General features: G+C 72.8%; 15 protein-coding genes and 1 pseudogene. 11 read left to right on the forward strand and 5 right to left on the reverse strand.

Annotated elements, in window-relative coordinates:
* Window positions 1-111: 111 nt before the first annotated feature.
* Window positions 112-867, reverse strand: coding sequence for an ABC transporter permease (locus ACLQ28_RS27020; protein WP_425689069.1), 756 nt, complete (start codon window positions 865-867; stop codon window positions 112-114).
* Window positions 864-1,607: an ABC transporter ATP-binding protein gene (locus ACLQ28_RS27025; RefSeq protein WP_425689070.1), complete on the reverse strand. Its 744-nt coding sequence runs from the start codon at window positions 1,605-1,607 to the stop codon at window positions 864-866. Before ACLQ28_RS27025 ends, ACLQ28_RS27020 begins: the two co-directional genes overlap by 4 nt.
* A 110-nt stretch (window positions 1,608-1,717) precedes the next feature.
* Here ACLQ28_RS27025 and ACLQ28_RS27030 point away from each other — a divergent pair, with 110 nt between their 5' ends.
* From ACLQ28_RS27030 to ACLQ28_RS27055, 6 genes and pseudogenes are all read left to right on the forward strand, one after another.
* Window positions 1,718-2,104 (forward strand): MerR family transcriptional regulator, encoded by a 387-nt coding sequence (locus tag ACLQ28_RS27030; protein ID WP_425689071.1) that lies wholly within the window; start codon window positions 1,718-1,720, stop codon window positions 2,102-2,104.
* Window positions 2,104-3,108: an aldo/keto reductase gene (locus ACLQ28_RS27035; RefSeq protein WP_425689072.1), complete on the forward strand. Its 1,005-nt coding sequence runs from the start codon at window positions 2,104-2,106 to the stop codon at window positions 3,106-3,108. The genes ACLQ28_RS27030 and ACLQ28_RS27035 overlap by 1 nt, the downstream gene beginning before the upstream one ends.
* Window positions 3,109-3,540: 432 nt before the next feature.
* Window positions 3,541-3,864 (forward strand): annotated as a pseudogene (locus tag ACLQ28_RS27040) (phosphoribosyl-AMP cyclohydrolase); the annotation flags it as partial.
* A gap of 180 nt (window positions 3,865-4,044) precedes the next feature.
* Window positions 4,045-4,476, forward strand: a complete 432-nt coding sequence (hisI, locus tag ACLQ28_RS27045) for a phosphoribosyl-AMP cyclohydrolase (protein WP_425689135.1) — start codon at window positions 4,045-4,047, stop codon at window positions 4,474-4,476.
* Between the two features lie 60 nt (window positions 4,477-4,536).
* On the forward strand, window positions 4,537-6,090 hold the full coding sequence (locus tag ACLQ28_RS27050; protein WP_425689073.1) for an anthranilate synthase component I: 1,554 nt from the start codon (window positions 4,537-4,539) through the stop codon (window positions 6,088-6,090).
* Window positions 6,091-6,263: 173 nt separating this feature from the next.
* Window positions 6,264-6,854: a Trp biosynthesis-associated membrane protein gene (locus tag ACLQ28_RS27055; protein WP_425689074.1), complete on the forward strand. Its 591-nt coding sequence runs from the start codon at window positions 6,264-6,266 to the stop codon at window positions 6,852-6,854.
* 28 nt (window positions 6,855-6,882) lie between these two features.
* Here ACLQ28_RS27055 and ACLQ28_RS27060 read toward each other — a convergent pair whose 3' ends face one another.
* On the reverse strand, window positions 6,883-7,152 hold the full coding sequence (locus ACLQ28_RS27060) for a hypothetical protein (protein ID WP_425689075.1): 270 nt from the start codon (window positions 7,150-7,152) through the stop codon (window positions 6,883-6,885).
* A gap of 488 nt (window positions 7,153-7,640) precedes the next feature.
* Between ACLQ28_RS27060 and trpC the strand changes: the two genes are divergently transcribed.
* From trpC to trpA, 3 genes are read left to right on the forward strand one after another with little or no spacing between them, the layout of a single operon-like run.
* Window positions 7,641-8,444 carry an indole-3-glycerol phosphate synthase TrpC gene (gene trpC, locus ACLQ28_RS27065; protein WP_172862221.1) on the forward strand — a complete coding sequence of 268 codons (804 nt, stop codon included), beginning with the start codon at window positions 7,641-7,643 and terminating at the stop codon, window positions 8,442-8,444.
* A 38-nt stretch (window positions 8,445-8,482) separates the two neighbouring features.
* The gene (gene trpB, locus ACLQ28_RS27070; protein WP_425689076.1) at window positions 8,483-9,721 is read left to right on the forward strand and encodes a tryptophan synthase subunit beta; all 1,239 of its coding nucleotides are present in this window, start codon (window positions 8,483-8,485) and stop codon (window positions 9,719-9,721) included.
* A gap of 1 nt (window position 9,722) precedes the next feature.
* Window positions 9,723-10,526, forward strand: coding sequence for a tryptophan synthase subunit alpha (gene trpA, locus ACLQ28_RS27075; RefSeq protein ID WP_425689077.1), 804 nt, complete (start codon window positions 9,723-9,725; stop codon window positions 10,524-10,526).
* Window positions 10,527-10,749: 223 nt separating this feature from the next.
* On the opposite strand, the gene ACLQ28_RS27080 is transcribed toward trpA, so the two are convergent.
* Window positions 10,750-11,361 carry an NUDIX hydrolase gene (locus ACLQ28_RS27080; RefSeq protein ID WP_425689078.1) on the reverse strand — a complete coding sequence of 204 codons (612 nt, stop codon included), beginning with the start codon at window positions 11,359-11,361 and terminating at the stop codon, window positions 10,750-10,752.
* 102 nt (window positions 11,362-11,463) lie between these two features.
* Here ACLQ28_RS27080 and lgt point away from each other — a divergent pair, with 102 nt between their 5' ends.
* Entirely contained in the window at window positions 11,464-12,648 is a 1,185-nt protein-coding gene (gene lgt, locus ACLQ28_RS27085; RefSeq protein WP_425689079.1) for a prolipoprotein diacylglyceryl transferase, read from the forward strand.
* Window positions 12,649-12,663: 15 nt separating this feature from the next.
* Window positions 12,664-13,851, forward strand: a complete 1,188-nt coding sequence (locus tag ACLQ28_RS27090; protein ID WP_425689080.1) for an FAD-dependent oxidoreductase — start codon at window positions 12,664-12,666, stop codon at window positions 13,849-13,851.
* A gap of 152 nt (window positions 13,852-14,003) precedes the next feature.
* Here ACLQ28_RS27090 and ACLQ28_RS27095 read toward each other — a convergent pair whose 3' ends face one another.
* A complete protein-coding gene (locus ACLQ28_RS27095) occupies window positions 14,004-14,849 on the reverse strand; it encodes a GNAT family N-acetyltransferase (RefSeq protein ID WP_425689081.1) in 846 nt (281 codons plus the stop codon).
* Window positions 14,850-14,951: the final 102 nt, after the last annotated feature.

The raw sequence follows: 14,951 nt of genomic DNA on the forward strand, positions 1-14,951 counted from the left end.
CAGCCCGCCGCGCCAGCGCGCCAGCCAGCGCGCCAGCCGCTGCGCCAGCCGCTACGCCAGCGCGCCAGCCACTGCGCCAGCGCGTCGACCGCTGCGCCGGCGCGTTGGCTGTCAGCCGCTGCGGCGGCGCAGGGTGGCCGCCGCGAGCACCAGCGCCACCACCACCGCGCCGAGCACCACCGCCACGTCCCGCCACATCCTGCCGGTCGGCTCGGCGTGGGCGCCGACCTCCTGCAACGCCTCGATGGCGTACGACAGGGGGAAGGCGTCACTGAGCGCCTGGAGCCAACCGGCCATCTGATCACGGGCCACGAACAGCCCGCAGAGCAGCAGTTGGGGGACCACCACGACCGGCAGGAACTGTACTGCCTGGAACTCGGTGCGCGCGAAGGCGCTGCAGAGCAGCCCGAGGGCGACGCCGAGCACGGCGTCGATGACGGCGATCCCGATCACCAGCCCGATGCTGCCGGCAGTCTCCAGATCGAAGACCCAGTACGCCACAGCGGCGGCGACCGCGGCCTGCACGGCGGCGGCCAGCCCGAACGCGATGCCGTATCCGAAGAGCAGGTCGAGCTTGCCCAGCGGGGTGGTGAGCAGTCGCTCCAGGGTGCCGGAGGTGCGTTCTCGGAGCATGGCGATGCTGGTTACCAGAAACATGATCACGAAGGGGAAGATGCCCAGCATCACCAGCGCGATCCGGTCGAACGTCGTCGGCTGCCCGGGTGGGGTCGGCTGGTCGGCGTACATGAAATAGACCAGGGTGAGCAGTGCGGCCGGCACCACCACGAGCAACGCGATGGTCCGTCGGTCGTGCCGGAGTTGGCGCAGAATGCGGCCGGTGGTGGCCGCCAGGATCCGCGGGTTCACGACGCCTCCTGTCCGGTCGTCGCCCGACGCGTCTCGCCCGCCCGGATCAGGCGGAGGAAAGCCTCGTCGAGGTCGTCAACACCGGCGGCGGCGCGGACAGCGGCTGGGCTGTCGTCGGCGATCAACCGCCCCTGGCGGATCAGCAGCAGCCGGTCGCAGCGGGCCGCCTCGTCCATGACGTGACTGGACACCAGCAGGGTGGTGCCGGCGGCGGCCATCGCGTGGAACCGGGCCCACAGATCGGCCCGCAGCACCGGGTCCTGGCCGACGGTCGGCTCGTCGAGGATGACCAGCTCCGGCTCCCCGACCAGGGCGCAGGCCAGCGAGGCTCGGCTGCGTTGACCGCCGGAGAGGGTTGCGACCAGTTGGCCGGCGGCCTCGGCCAGCCCGACGTCGCTGATCGCCCGGTCGGCCTCGACCCGCCCTCGCCCGTACAGGGCTGCGAAGTAGCGGGCATTTTCCCGGACCGTCAGGTCGGCGTAGACGCTCGGTGCCTGGGTCAGGTAGCCCACCCGGTGCCGCAGCGCGGGGGTGCCCGCCGGATGACCGAGCACGGTGACCGTCCCGTCGCTGACCACCTGCACCCCGACCACCGCGCGCATGAAAGTGGTCTTGCCGCTGCCGCTGGGGCCGAGCAGCCCCGTGACCGCGCCGCGCGGGACGCGGCAGCTGATGCCGTCCAGCACCCGCCGCCCGCCCCGGTCGACGACCAGGCCGCGGACGGCTATCGCGTCGTCCATCACGCACCTCCCCGAGAAACTCATCAACTGTTGAACTCAACGCTAGATGAGATACCCGTGTTCACACAATGGTTGACTTCGAGCGCACTCGAACTGGAAGCCTTGACACCGTGAACGTCAGCACCAAAGACATGACCCTTACCGTCGGTGAGGTCGCCGAACGCGTCGGCCTCACCACCTACACGCTGCGCTGGTACGAGCAGGAGGGGCTGGTCGCGCCGGTCGGCCGGGACGCCGTCGGGCGTCGGCGGTACACCGCCGGAGACGTCAACTGGCTGCTCCTGCTCACCAGGCTGCGCCGCACCGGGATGCCGGTGCGCGACATGCGTCACTACGTCGAGTTGGCCCGACAGGGCGACCGCACCCTCGGTGCCCGGCGGGCGCTGTTGGAGGCACACCGAGTCCGGGTGCTGAGCCGGATGGCCGAGCTGGAGGAGGACCTCAGCGTGCTCAACTACAAGATCGACGCCTACCGTCGCGCCGAGGAGGAGAACTGATGATCCGTCGTCGAATGGGCACCACCGGGCCGGACGTCTCAGCGATCGGGCTGGGCTGCATGGGGATGAGCTTCGCCTACGGCAGTGGCGACGACGCCGAGTCGACCCGCACCCTGCACCGCGCCCTCGACCTGGGCGTCAACCACCTGGACACCGCCGACATGTACGGTCGCGGCGCCAACGAGGAGCTGCTCGGGCCGGTCGTGCGGGCCCGACGTGACGAGGTCTTCCTGGCCACGAAGTTCGGCAACCGGACGACCGGCGAGGGCACCGGCGGCACCGGCACCCCCGGCGCGTACGTGGACAGCAGCGCCGCCTGGGCCCGCGAAGCGTGCGACGCGTCGCTGCGCCGGCTCGGCGTGGACACCATCGACCTCTACTACCTGCACCGTCGGAATCCCGACACCCCGATCGAGGAGACCGTCGGGGCGATGGCCGACTTGGTTCGTGCCGGCAAGGTGCGGTTGATCGGCCTGTCCGAGGTCAGCCCGGCGACCCTGCGCGCCGCGCACGCGGTGCACCCGATCACCGCCGTGCAGCTGGAGTACTCGCTGTTCAGCCGGGACGTCGAGGGCGAGATGCTGGCCACCTGCCGGGAGTTGGGGGTGGCGCTGGTGGCGTACTCGCCGGTCGGCCGAGGGCTGCTCACCGGGGCGATCACGAGCCGCGATCAGTTGGCGGCCGACGACTGGCGCCGGAGCGCGCCGCGCTTCGCCGAGGACAACCTGGACGCCAACCTGGCGTTGGTCGACCAGGTGCGGGCGGTCGCCGCCGAGATGGGGGCCAGCCCGGCGCAGGTCGCGCTGGCCTGGCTGCTCGCCCAGGGCGAGGACATCCTGCCGATCCCGGGCACCAAGCGGGTGCGCTGGCTGGAGGAGAACGCCGCCGCCGTCGACTTGAAGCTCAGCGCGGAACAACTGGCCCGGCTCAGCGCTGCCGTGCCGCCCGGTGCGGCAGCCGGCGAAAGGTATCCCGCAGCAGCAATGAGAATGGTCGGGCAGTAGCCTCCGGACCGGACACCAGGTCCGGCAACGGGCATTGCGCGCCGATCGGACGTACGGCACGATGGCTCGGTGGGTCACGCTCCGTTACCGGATAGCGGTTTTCTTGAGGATTGGGCCGCGCGGTTGCGGCAGACCGTCGAGCGGCCGGTTGTCGGCATCCTGCTGCGCGGCAGTCACGCCCGCCGCGCGGCCACCGCGCACAGCGACGTCGACCTCGACGTGTTGGTCGGCGGTGCCCCGTACGCCGCGCGGCGGGCGTACCTGGCCGAATCTGCAGGTCGGGTCACCCACGTCTCGGTGGCCGCCCGCGACGTCAGCTCCTGGGTGCACCGACTCGGCGAACCGGCCGACTGGGCGTTCGGGCTGCCGGTCACCGCGCCGGCGCGGTTGCTCTGGGCCGACCCGCACTGGCGGCCCCGGATCGACCTGCCGGTGCTCTGCCAGCCCGCCGAGCCTCCTCGGCTCGAGGAGCTGATCGCCGCGCTGGGTAAGGCGGCAGCCGCCCGGGCCGCCCACGACCGCCTCGGGGTCCGGCTTGCCGTCGCCGATCTGGCTCGGCTGTGTCCATCGGTGCTGCGCCCGGCCAACCCGTCGGTGCGGGTCCACTCCCGCAGGGCGGCCTTCGCGGCGGCACTGGAGCTGCCGGTGGCCCCGCCCGGCTACCAGGCGGACATGCTGCTCTGCCTCGGGCTGCGCCCGGGCGCCACCAGCCAACTCTGGGCCGCCGCCGTTCGGCTGGTCGCCGGCACTCTGCCGTTGATTCGGCCGTACGCCGAGGAGATCGCCGACACGGCCGGCGCGGACCTGGCAGCCGCCCTGGTCGACGGCCGGCTCGATCGCTATGTGGCCCAGCTGGCACGGCCTGCCGGGCTCGCGTCGCAGCCCGGGCGGGAGCGGTCGCCGGTGCCCGCGCCGCGTGCGGGACAATTGGTCACTGTGCCCGTACCTGACTCGCCGGTGACCGGCGGCCCCAGCGACCCGAGCGACCCGGTGGCGCCCGTCCCGGCCCGCCCGTCCCGGCTCGACCCGGCCATCGCGGCCCAGCTGCGCCGCACCGCCGACGGCCTGGTCGCCGCGGTGGTCCGCGCGCACGACTCCGGCGAGGTGCTGATGGTCGCCTGGATGGACGACGAGGCGCTGCACCGCACCCTCACCACCGGCCGCGCCACCTACTGGTCGCGCAGCCGCCGCGAATACTGGGTCAAGGGCGCCACGTCCGGGCACCACCAGTACGTCCGCTCGGTCGCTCTGGACTGCGACGGGGACGCGCTGCTGGTAAGCGTGGACCAGGTCGGTGCCGCCTGCCACACCGGGCACCGGACCTGCTTCTTCACCGACCTGCCCGTCACCGCCCCGGAGGCACAGTGAGTGCGAGGAGCGCAGCGCGGCAGAGCCCCGCAATCGCGAACGAAAGGCAGGCACACGCCCATGACTGACGGCACCGTCAGCCCCGACCTGGCCACCTTCACTGAGCTGGCCGCCGACTGGCGGGTGGTGCCGGTGACCCGGCGGCTGCTGGCCGACGCGGAGACCCCGGTCGGGGTCTACCGGAAGCTGGCCGGCGGGCCGGGCACGTTCCTGTTGGAGTCGGCCGAGCAGGGCGTCGGCTCGGCCGGCATGGCCTGGTCGCGGTACTCGTTCATCGGCGTACGCAGCAGCGCCACCCTCATCGAACGCGACGGCGTGGCGACCTGGCTCGGCCAACCGCCGGCCGGGCTGCCCACCGAGGGTGACCCGGTGCGGGTGCTGCGGGAGACGGTGGCGGCGCTCGCCGGCCCGGTCGGGGACCCGTCCGACGGTCTGCCGCCGCTGACCGGGGGCATGGTCGGCTACCTCGGCTACGACCTGGTTCGCCGCTTCGAGCGGCTGCCCGAGCTGACCGAGGACGACCTGGGCGTGCCGGAGCTGGGCATGATGCTCGCCACCGACCTGGTGGTGCTCGACCACTACGACGGCTCGGCGATCCTGGTCGCCAACGCGGTGCTGCCGCCGCTGGACGCCCCGGACCGCGCCCCGCAGGTCGCCGCCGCGTACCACCACGCCGTGGGTCGCCTGGACGCGATGACCACCGCGCTGTCCCGGCCCATCCCGCCGATGATCTCCACCGTCGAGCGTCCGCCGGCCGGCGAGGTGCTCTGCCGTACGCCCGACGGCGGCTACCCGAAGGCGGTCGAGGCTGCCAAGGAGGCGATTCGGGCCGGCGAGTGCTTCCAGATCGTGCTGTCCCAGCGCTTCGAGCGGTCGACGCATGCCGACCCGCTGGACGTCTACCGGGTGCTGCGCACCAGCAACCCCAGCCCATACATGTACCTGCTGCGCTTCGACGGGTTCGACATCGTCGGCTCGTCCCCGGAGGCGCACCTGAAGGTCACCGGCGGCGCGGACGGGCGGCGTCGGGCGCTGCTGCACCCCATCGCCGGCACCCGGCCGCGCGGCGGCACCCCCGCAGCCGACACCGCGCTCGCCGCGGAGCTGCTCGCCGACCCGAAGGAACGGGCCGAGCACGTGATGCTTGTCGACCTCGGCCGCAACGACCTGGGCCGGGTCTGTCAGCCCGGCAGCGTGGAGGTGCCCGAGTTCGCCACCATCGAGCGCTACAGCCACGTCATGCACATCGTTTCCACCGTCACCGGCCTACTTCGTGAGGACCAGTCCGCGTTCGACGCGCTCGCCGCGACCTTCCCGGCGGGCACGCTGTCCGGCGCGCCGAAGGTGCGGGCCATGGAGATCATCGAGGAGCTGGAGCCGGTCCGCCGCGGCATCTACGGCGGCACGGTCGGCTACTTCGGGTTCGGCGGCGATCTGGACATGGCGATCGCCATCCGGACCGCGCTCATGCGCGACGGCCGCGCCTACGTGCAGGCCGGGGCGGGGGTGGTCGCCGACTCCGACCCGGCCGCCGAGGACCAGGAGACGCGGAACAAGGCCGCGGCCGTGCTGGCGGCGCTCGCCGCCGCCGAGACGTTAAGGCCGGCGCGGTGAGCGCGAGGAGTGCAGCGCAGCGGAGCCCCGCAGTCGCGAATGAAAGGCCGGTGCGGTGAGCGCGAGGAGTGCAGCGCAGCGGAGCCCCGCAGTCGCGAACGATAGGCCGGTGCGGTGAGCGCAAGGAGTGCAGCGCAGCGGAGCCCCGCAGTCGCGAACGAAAAGAAGAACCGTTGAGTGCCGGCGATCGGTCCGCCGTGGGCCGGCGCGAGTTGACGTACGCCGTCCTGCTCTGTTTGGCCGGTGCGGGCCTGGCGCTGTGGGCTGCGACGCGGAACTGGTCGGTCGAGCTGACGGTACGTCCGGCGCCGCTGCCGCCGGTGCGCGACGCCCGCAGCGGTGCCGGGTTGCTGCCCTGGCTGCCGGCGTTGGCCCTGGTGACGTTGGCTGGCGGTGGCGCGGTGCTGGCTACCCGTGGCCGGCTGCGGCGGGTGCTCGGTGTGCTGCTTGGCGTGCTCGCCCTGGCCGTGGCGGCGGGCGGCGGCTATGGGCTTGTCGCCGACGTCGACGGATCGGTGAGCCGGCAGTGGCCGGCGCTCTGCCTGCTCGGCGGCCTGCTGGCCGCTGCGGGCGGTTTCTGGACGGCGCTGCGCGGCGGCGGCTGGCCGGCGATGGGAGCCCGCTACGAACGGCCGGCGCGGACCGCTCCGGAGGCCCGGCCGGCGTCGGCCGGCCCGGAGGGACCGCCGGCGCCGATGGCCGGGCGGCGGACCACTGAGGCGTGGGACGCCCTGGATCGGGGTGAGGACCCGACGGCCGACTGACGCGACGGCTGGTGCGGTCGGCGTGGTGTCAGCCGACTGGCTGGCGGTCTCGCTGCGGGTGGCGACCGGCGGCGCGGGCGGCGGTCAGCTCGGCCACCAGGCGGTTCAGCTCGGCGCGCTGGTCGGCGCGGGCCCGGTCGGCGCAGACTGCCTCCCAGGCGTTGCCCCGCGCGGTCCGTACCCGTCCCTCGCCCACCACGGCCCGCTCCAAGGTGTGCACCACCCCGACGGCGAGCGACGCCACCGTCCGCGAGATGGTCGTCAGCCCGATGTTCGGTTGCGGCTCGGAAATGCTCATGGTCACCTCGCACGAGGAGTTGCGACGGTCGGGGCAGGCGCGCCATCGAGTCTGCCCGAGGACGATGCTGACTGGCTGACGTTTCGCCGCCGTGACCGCCCGGTCAACTGTCCCGCCTTGGCCGTGACCAGGGACCGTCCGTTCGGCCTTGAGCTTGCTCACAACATCGATCGACGCCGTTGTCGGCAGGCGCCGTCCAGGGACAGGTGGCATGATCGATGGATCGGCCCGGTCTGGCCGTGGCCGCCAGGCTCCATGCCGCCTGACGGTGGTCGATACAGGAGGTGGCGCTGCGTGACGTGCCGTTCACGGCAAGTCGGCCATTATGCCGCAGCCCTTTTCGTGAGCAGCGCCATACCCCCGGGCATTCGGCGTCGGTCGGCTGCCCCTAGCATCGGCCCATGACGCCCGGAGAGGGGAGTCCGTTGGTGACTGCTGAGCATGCGCACGCGGAGGGGGACGAGGCCGGTCAGGCAGCGTCCGTAAGCGTGCTCGATGAGATTCTGGCTGGCGTACGTGAGGACGTCGCCCGACGCCAGGAGCAGGTTCCGCTGGAGCGGATCCGTGAACTGGCGGCGGCGGCGCCGCCGCCGCTGGACGCGTACGCGGCGCTGCGCAAGCCTGGCGTGGCCGTGATCGCTGAGGTGAAGCGCTCGTCGCCGTCCAAGGGGCGGCTGGCCGAGATCGCCGATCCGGCCGACCTGGCGGTCGACTACGCGGCCGGTGGGGCGCGCGCGATCAGCGTGTTGACCGAGGGGCGCTGGTTCGGCGGCTCACTTGACGACCTGGCGGCTGTCCGGGCCGCGGTGACCGTGCCGGTGCTGCGCAAGGACTTCGTGGTCTCCAGCTACCAGGTGCACGAGGCGCGCGCGCATGGCGCCGACCTGGTCCTGTTGATCGTCGCTGCGCTCGAGCAGAACGTGCTGATGGGTCTGCTGGAGCGGATCGAGTCGCTGGGCATGACCGCGTTGGTCGAGGTGCACGACGAGGAAGAGGCCGACCGCGCTCTGGAGGCCGGCGCGCAGGTGATCGGGGTCAACGCCCGTGACCTGCGTACCCTTGAGGTTGACCGGTCGGTGTTCGAGCGAATCGCGCCCGGCCTGCCCAGCAGTGTCGTCAAGATCGCCGAGTCCGGCGTTCGTGGCCCGCACGACCTGATCCGGTACGCCTCCGCGGGTGCCGACGCCGTCCTCGTTGGCGAGGGCCTGGTCACGCAGAAGAGCCCCCGCGAGGCGGTTGCTGAGCTGGTCAACGCCGGTAACCACCCGGCAACGCCCCGGCCGGTGCGCTGACCCCGCGCCGGCGTGACGTCCCACCGAGAGGATTTCCGATGAGCGCCGACGCGCTGGCCTCGCTGGCTGGCCCGCAGCCCGACTCCGCCGGCCATTTCGGCCGCTTCGGCGGTCGGTTCATTCCCGAGGCCCTGGTGGCCGCGCTGGACGAGCTCGACGGGGCGTGGCGCACGGCGATGGCGGATGAGGCCTTCCGGGCCGAGTTCGGTGGGCTGCTGCGCGACTACGCGGGCACGCCGTCGCTGCTCTACGAGGCCCGGCGGTTTTCCGCGAAGCTCGGTGCGCGGGTGCTGCTCAAGCGTGAGGACCTCAACCACACCGGCGCGCACAAGGTGCGCAACGTGCTCGGCCAGGCGTTGCTCACCAAGCGGATGGGCAAGACCCGGGTGATCGCGGAGACCGGCGCCGGCCAGCACGGCGTGGCCACCGCGACCGCCGCCGCCCTGTTCGACCTGGAATGCGTGGTCTACATGGGCCAGGTCGACACCGAGCGGCAGGCGCTCAACGTCGCCCGGATGCGGATGCTCGGCGCCACCGTCGTTCCGGTCACCAACGGCTCGCGCACCCTCAAGGACGCGATGAACGAGGCGATGCGCGACTGGGTGGCCAACGTCGACGAGACGCACTACCTGATCGGCACCGCCGCCGGCCCGCACCCGTTCCCGGCGATGGTCCGCGACTTCGTCCGGGGCATCGGTGACGAGGCGCGCCAGCAGTGTCTCGACCTCACCGGTGCGCTGCCGGACGCGGTCACCGCCTGCGTCGGCGGCGGCTCCAACGCGTTGGGCATCTTCCACGCCTTCGTCGGCGATGAGGACGTGCGCCTGTACGGCTTCGAGGCCGGCGGCGAAGGGGTGGCCACAGGCCGGCACGCGGCGAGCATCACCGGCGGATCTGCCGGGGTCCTGCACGGCACCCGCACCTACGTGCTGCAGGACGCCGACGGGCAGACCCTGGAGTCGCACTCGATCTCCGCCGGCCTGGACTACCCGGGCGTCGGGCCCGAGCATGCCTGGCTGCACGACATCGGCCGGGCGAGCTACCTGCCGGTCACCGACGACGAGGCGATGGCCGCGTTCGAGCTGCTCTGCCGCACCGAGGGGATCATCCCGGCGATCGAGAGCGCCCACGCGCTCGCCGGCACCGTCGCGTTGGCTCCGAAGCTCGCCGCCGAGTTGGGCCGCGAGCCGACCATCGTGGTCAACCTCTCCGGGCGGGGTGACAAGGACGTACACACCGCCGGCGACTACTTCGGCATCCTCGACAAGGAGCAGTGAGATGAGCCGGATCGGGGTGGCCTTCGACAAGGCCCGAGCCGACGGACGGGCACTGCTGGTGGGCTGCATGCCGGCCGGTTTCCCGACCGTCGAGGGCAGCATCGCCGCGATGACCGCCATGGTCGAGGCCGGTGTCGACGTCATCGAGGTGGAGATCCCCTACTCCGACCCGGTGATGGACGGGCCGGTCATCCAGAAGGCCAGTGACATCGCGCTGGCCGGGGGCGTACGCACCACGGACACGCTGCGCATCATCGAGGCGGTGGCGGCCACCGGCGCTCCGGTGGTGACCATGACCTACTGGAACCCGGTCGAGCGTTACGGCGTGGACGTGTTCGCCCGTGACCTCGCCGCTGCCGGTGGCACCGGTCTGATCACCCCCGACCTCATTCCGGATGAGGCGGACGAGTGGCTGGCCGCCTCGGACGCACACGGATTGGACCGCACGTTCCTGGTCTCGCCGTCGTCCACAGATGCTCGGCTGGCGATGACCGTGGAGCACTGCCGTGGCTTCGTCTACGCGACCGCCGTGATGGGTGTGACCGGCGCCCGGGCGCGTACCTCCGATGCCGCACCGACGCTGGTCTCCCGGGTCCGGGCGGTCACCGACCTGCCCGTTGGTGTCGGTCTGGGCGTGGGCACCGGTGCGCAGGCCGGCACCGTCGCCGGGTACGCCGACGGCGTGATCGTCGGCAGTGCGCTGATCCGGTGCCTGCTCGACGCGTCCACCGAGGCGGAAGGGCTCGCTGCGCTGCGTACCCTCAGCGCCGAACTCGCCGAGGGCGTCCGCAACCCCACCCGCTGAGCCGTCTCCGCCGAGCCTTCGGCGCTCGTGCTGGCCCGCCGGGTCGGACCCTGCGGCGCTCGTGCTGGCCCGCCGGTCGGACCCTGCGGCGCATGTCTGTCTGTTGAGCGGTATACCTGTGAGTCATATTTATGACTCACAGGTATACCGCTCATTCGGATGTGGCCTGGCGGCGAGGGCGTCCGCGACCGCGCGGCGGACCTCGGGAGTCGTTGCGGGCCCGTCAGGGGCGCAGGGACGGGTCAGCGGGCTCGCCCCGTTGCTCCGGTGGCTGCCCCGCTCCCGGCCGTTCGTCCTGGCCGGTTTCCGGCCGCTCGTCCTGGTCAGTTGCCGGCCGGCCTTCCTCGGCTGGGCGAGCCGCTGGCAGTGGCGCGCAGGCGACGGGCACCCGCGGGACGTCGTGGAGCACACCGGATCGGCCGGCGATCGCGTCGGCGACGGCGGCCCGGGTGAGCGGGGTGACCGCCTCGGGCAGCGCGGCGGGGGCGTGCCAGGACAGCCGGCAGCCCGGCAGTGGGTCTGCGGTCGGTCGGACGCCGGCGGCGCTGGCCCGGAACACGTGCACGAGGACGTCCGGTAGCGGCCCGGCTCGCCCGGCCGGGGTCTCCCCGGTGGGGCTGGTCAGGTGGTAGACGCCCACCAGGTCGACCAGCTCGATCTCCCAGCCGGTCTCCGCGCGGATGTCCCGCAGGGCTGCCCGCACCGGGCTCTCGGCCGGGCGCAGCCGCCCGCCGGGCAGCGCGTAGCGGCGCTCACCCCGGCCCTGCTGGCAGAGCAGCACCCGGCCGGTGTCGTCGCTGACGACCGCGGCAACCGCCCAGGTGAGCGCGCTCATGGACAAAGAGCGTACGGCGGCGCAAACCAGAAGTCATCGAGATGGGCGCTCCCGTGGCCCGGGGTGCCGCTACGGGGGTGTGCAGCGGTAGCGTGTGCACCCGTGACCCTCGCCTCGCTGTCCCCCCAGGCGGCCCTGCCCAGTCCCAGCACCGCGGTCTGGCAGCTCGGGCCGGTGCCGATCCGGGCGTACGCGCTCTGCATCATCGCCGGCATCGTGCTGGCCTGCTGGGTAACGGAGCGCCGGCTGCGGCAGCGCGGCGTCGCTCCCGGCGCGGTGCTCGACATCGCCGTCTGGGCGGTGCCCGCGGGCATCATCGGCGCCCGGATCTACCACGTGATCACCTCACCGGAGAAATACTTCGGCGCCGGTGGTGAGCCGATGAAGGCGTTCGCCATCTGGGAAGGCGGTCTCGGCATCTGGGGTGCCGTCGCCGGTGGCGCGGTCGGCGCCTGGATCGCCGCCCGGCAGCTCGGCATCCCGTTCGGTGTGGTGGCCGACGCGCTGGCCCCGGGGCTGCCGCTGGCCCAGGCGGTCGGCCGGATCGGCAACTGGTTCAACAACGAGCTGTTCGGTGGTCGGACCACCCTGCCGTGGGGCCTGGAGATCCATCGGATGGACCCGGACAATCCGGGGCACGCGTTGCGCGACGACGCCGGGCAGCCGATCCTCGAGCCGGGTTTCTACCAGCCGACCTTCCTCTATGAGGCGTTGTGGAACCTCGGCGTTGTCGCCCTGGTCCTCATCCTGGACCGTCGGCTGAAGCTGGGCCGGGGCCGGGCGTTCGCGCTCTACGTGATGGGCTACACCGTCGGCCGGTTCTGGATCGAGTTGATGCGCACCGACGAGGCCAATCAGATCCTCGGCGTCCGGCTCAACGTCTGGACCGCCGCGCTGGTCTTCCTCGGCGCGTTGATCTACTTCGTGCGGGTACGCGGCCCGCAGCAATACCTGATCCCGCTCGGCGCGGCGGCGACGCCGACCCCACCCCCCACGTCCGACCTGTCCCAGGTCGACCTCTCGGAGCGGGAAACCCCAACGCGGGCTGCCGCCCCGGAGGGCTACCGGGTGGTCAGCGAGGAGCAGTACTCCGCCTGGCAGAACACCGGCGTGGTGCCGCCAGAGCCGGCGACCGACGAGGACTCGCGGCCGGGCGGCGAGCCGCTTGGTGACGCGGCACCCGCCGACGGCTCGTCGAGCGACGACGAGCCGGCGGACGATCCGTCGGCCTCCCGTGCCGACCGGGCCGACGCCGCGGGCGTGCGGCCCGCCGACCGGGACAGCTGAGCGGAGGCAGCACCCATGCGAAGCGCGGTGGTGGTCGGCGCAGGGGTCGGTGGCCTCGCGGTGGCCGGCGCGCTGGCCCGTTCCGGCTGGCAGGTCACTCTGTTGGAACGCGCCGAACGGGTCCGCCCCGAACCGACCGCCGTGGTGCTCTGGCCCAACGGTGTCCGCGCGTTGCAGGCCCTCGGCCTCGGCGCGGGCCTGGCCGCCATCGCTACCCCGTTGCCCGACGGCGGGGTCCGTCGCCCGGATGGGCACTGGCTCGTGCAGCCTCGGCCCATTCCAGCCGACCGGATGCCCGTGGTGGTGCACCGCGAGGACCTGCACGACACGCTGATCGCCGGCCTCGGTGACCGGGTCGAGTTGCGTACCGGGGTGACCGTGCGCCACGTCCGGGTGGAGCCGGGCGAGCGACCGGCGGTCAGCGACGGGCGGCACACCATCGAGGCCGACCTGGTGGTCGCCGCCGACGGCACGGACAGCGGCATCCGCCGCCAACTCGCCCCCGAGTCCCGCGTGGTCAGCTCCGGATGTGCCGCCTGGCGGGCCGTCATTCCCTGGTACCAGGCACCCCGGATGCCTGACGACCAGCCGCTGGCCGGTGAGATCCTCGGCGCGGGTTACCGGTTCGTGGCCGCGTCGCTGGGCGAACGCGGCTCCTCAGGTGGGTCCACCCGGGGCGGCATCTACTGGGTGGCCACTGCCGCCGGCGCACCCCGCCCCGAACCACCGGAGACCCAGCTCGCCCTGCTGCGCCGCTGGTACGCGGGCTGGCCCGCCCCGGTCGGCGCGCTGCTCGACGCCACCGACCCGGCCGACCTGGTTCAGCAGGAGGTCCGCGAGTTGCGCCCGCTGCCCCGTTCGTACGGCTTTCCGGTGGGGCCGGGCGGCGTGGTGCTGCTCGGCGACGCGGCGCACGCCATGCCGCCACACCTGGGGCAGGGCGCCTGCCTTGCGTTCGAGGACGCCGCGACCCTCGCCTCCCTGCTGCGGGAGGCTCGACTGCCCGACGCCGTCCAGGCGTACGACCGGGTGCGCCGCCCCCGGGCCGCGACCGTGGTCCGGCAGACCCGGCGGATGTCGGCAGTGCTCCAGACCCGGGGCCGGTTGGCGTTACGCGCTCGGGACGCCGCACTCGGCACGATCAACACGCGGCTGCTCTCCAGTGCCGCCGCCTCCGCTGCCCAGTGGCGTCCCCCAGCCTGACCCACCCTCTCCCGGCTGCAACGCGCACCCCACGCCTTTCCCGGCGATCTTGCACTTTCAGTCGCCAAGATGCGTGCAATGCCCCCTATGCCGCAGCACTAAGTGCAAGATCGCGGGGCGGGACGAGGCGGGGCGGGGCGGGGTGGGGCGGGTTAGGGGATTAGGGCTGCGGGTTCGGCTATGCAGGCGGTGCCGATGCGGCGGAAGCCGACCCGCAGGTAGACCCGGGCAATGTCCTCGCTGCCCGCCGAGAGGAAGATCAGGTCGGTGCCGGCCGCGCGTAGCTCGCGGGCGAGGGTGGCGGTGAGCGCGGCGCCCAGCCCGCGTCGTCGGGCTGCCGGGAGGGTGGCTACCCCGGCGATCTCCGCGACGTCGTCCACGCGCATGGCTATGCCGCTGGCCAGCGCGCCCTCGGTCGGAGTGCCGGCCAGCGCGGAGATCCGTCGACCGTCCGCGATCCGGGCGCGCTCCTCCTCGAGCGCGGCCAGCTCCAGCTCGGTGACGGCGGCATCCCGCTCGGCCGGGCCAGCCTCACCGGGCGCGGTGCCGGCTGCGGCGAACGACACCGCTGCCACCGCACGCCGGGCGGCGACATCGGCGGCGAAGCCGGGGGAGTCCGCCGCCAGCACCCGCACCGCGACGTCGGACAGCGTCGCCGGGTCGGGCAGCGCGGTCGGGTCGAGCACCATCAGGGGTGCCTCCAGCACGTTCAGCCCCGCCGAGCGGGCCACCGCCAGCAGCTCGGGGGTCGTCTCGTGCACCCACTCGAAGGCTTCCGGCAGGCCCAGCTCCCGCTGCCGCTCACGGACCGAGGTCACGTCGGCCAGCGACGGCGGCTCGGTGGCACCGACGCGGGGGCGGGCGTAGAACGGCCAGCCGGCACCCTCGCGGACGAACAACACCAGCCCGCCATGCTCCTCCACGCCGGCGACGTCGCGGGGCACCGCGTCGTAGAAGCGTTCCAACCGGGCGAAGAGTTCGTTGTGTAGCGGATCCACCGCGCGAGACTACACGTCCCAGTCTGTGGACGGTGTGATCAATCTCAGGTGGCAGTGCGGCCCCGGCCCTAACGTAGACTCAATAGACCCACGGGCCGACGT

Source organism: Micromonospora sp. DT201 (genome assembly GCF_049841575.1).
In the GTDB taxonomy this organism is placed as follows: Bacteria; Actinomycetota; Actinomycetes; order Mycobacteriales; family Micromonosporaceae; genus Micromonospora.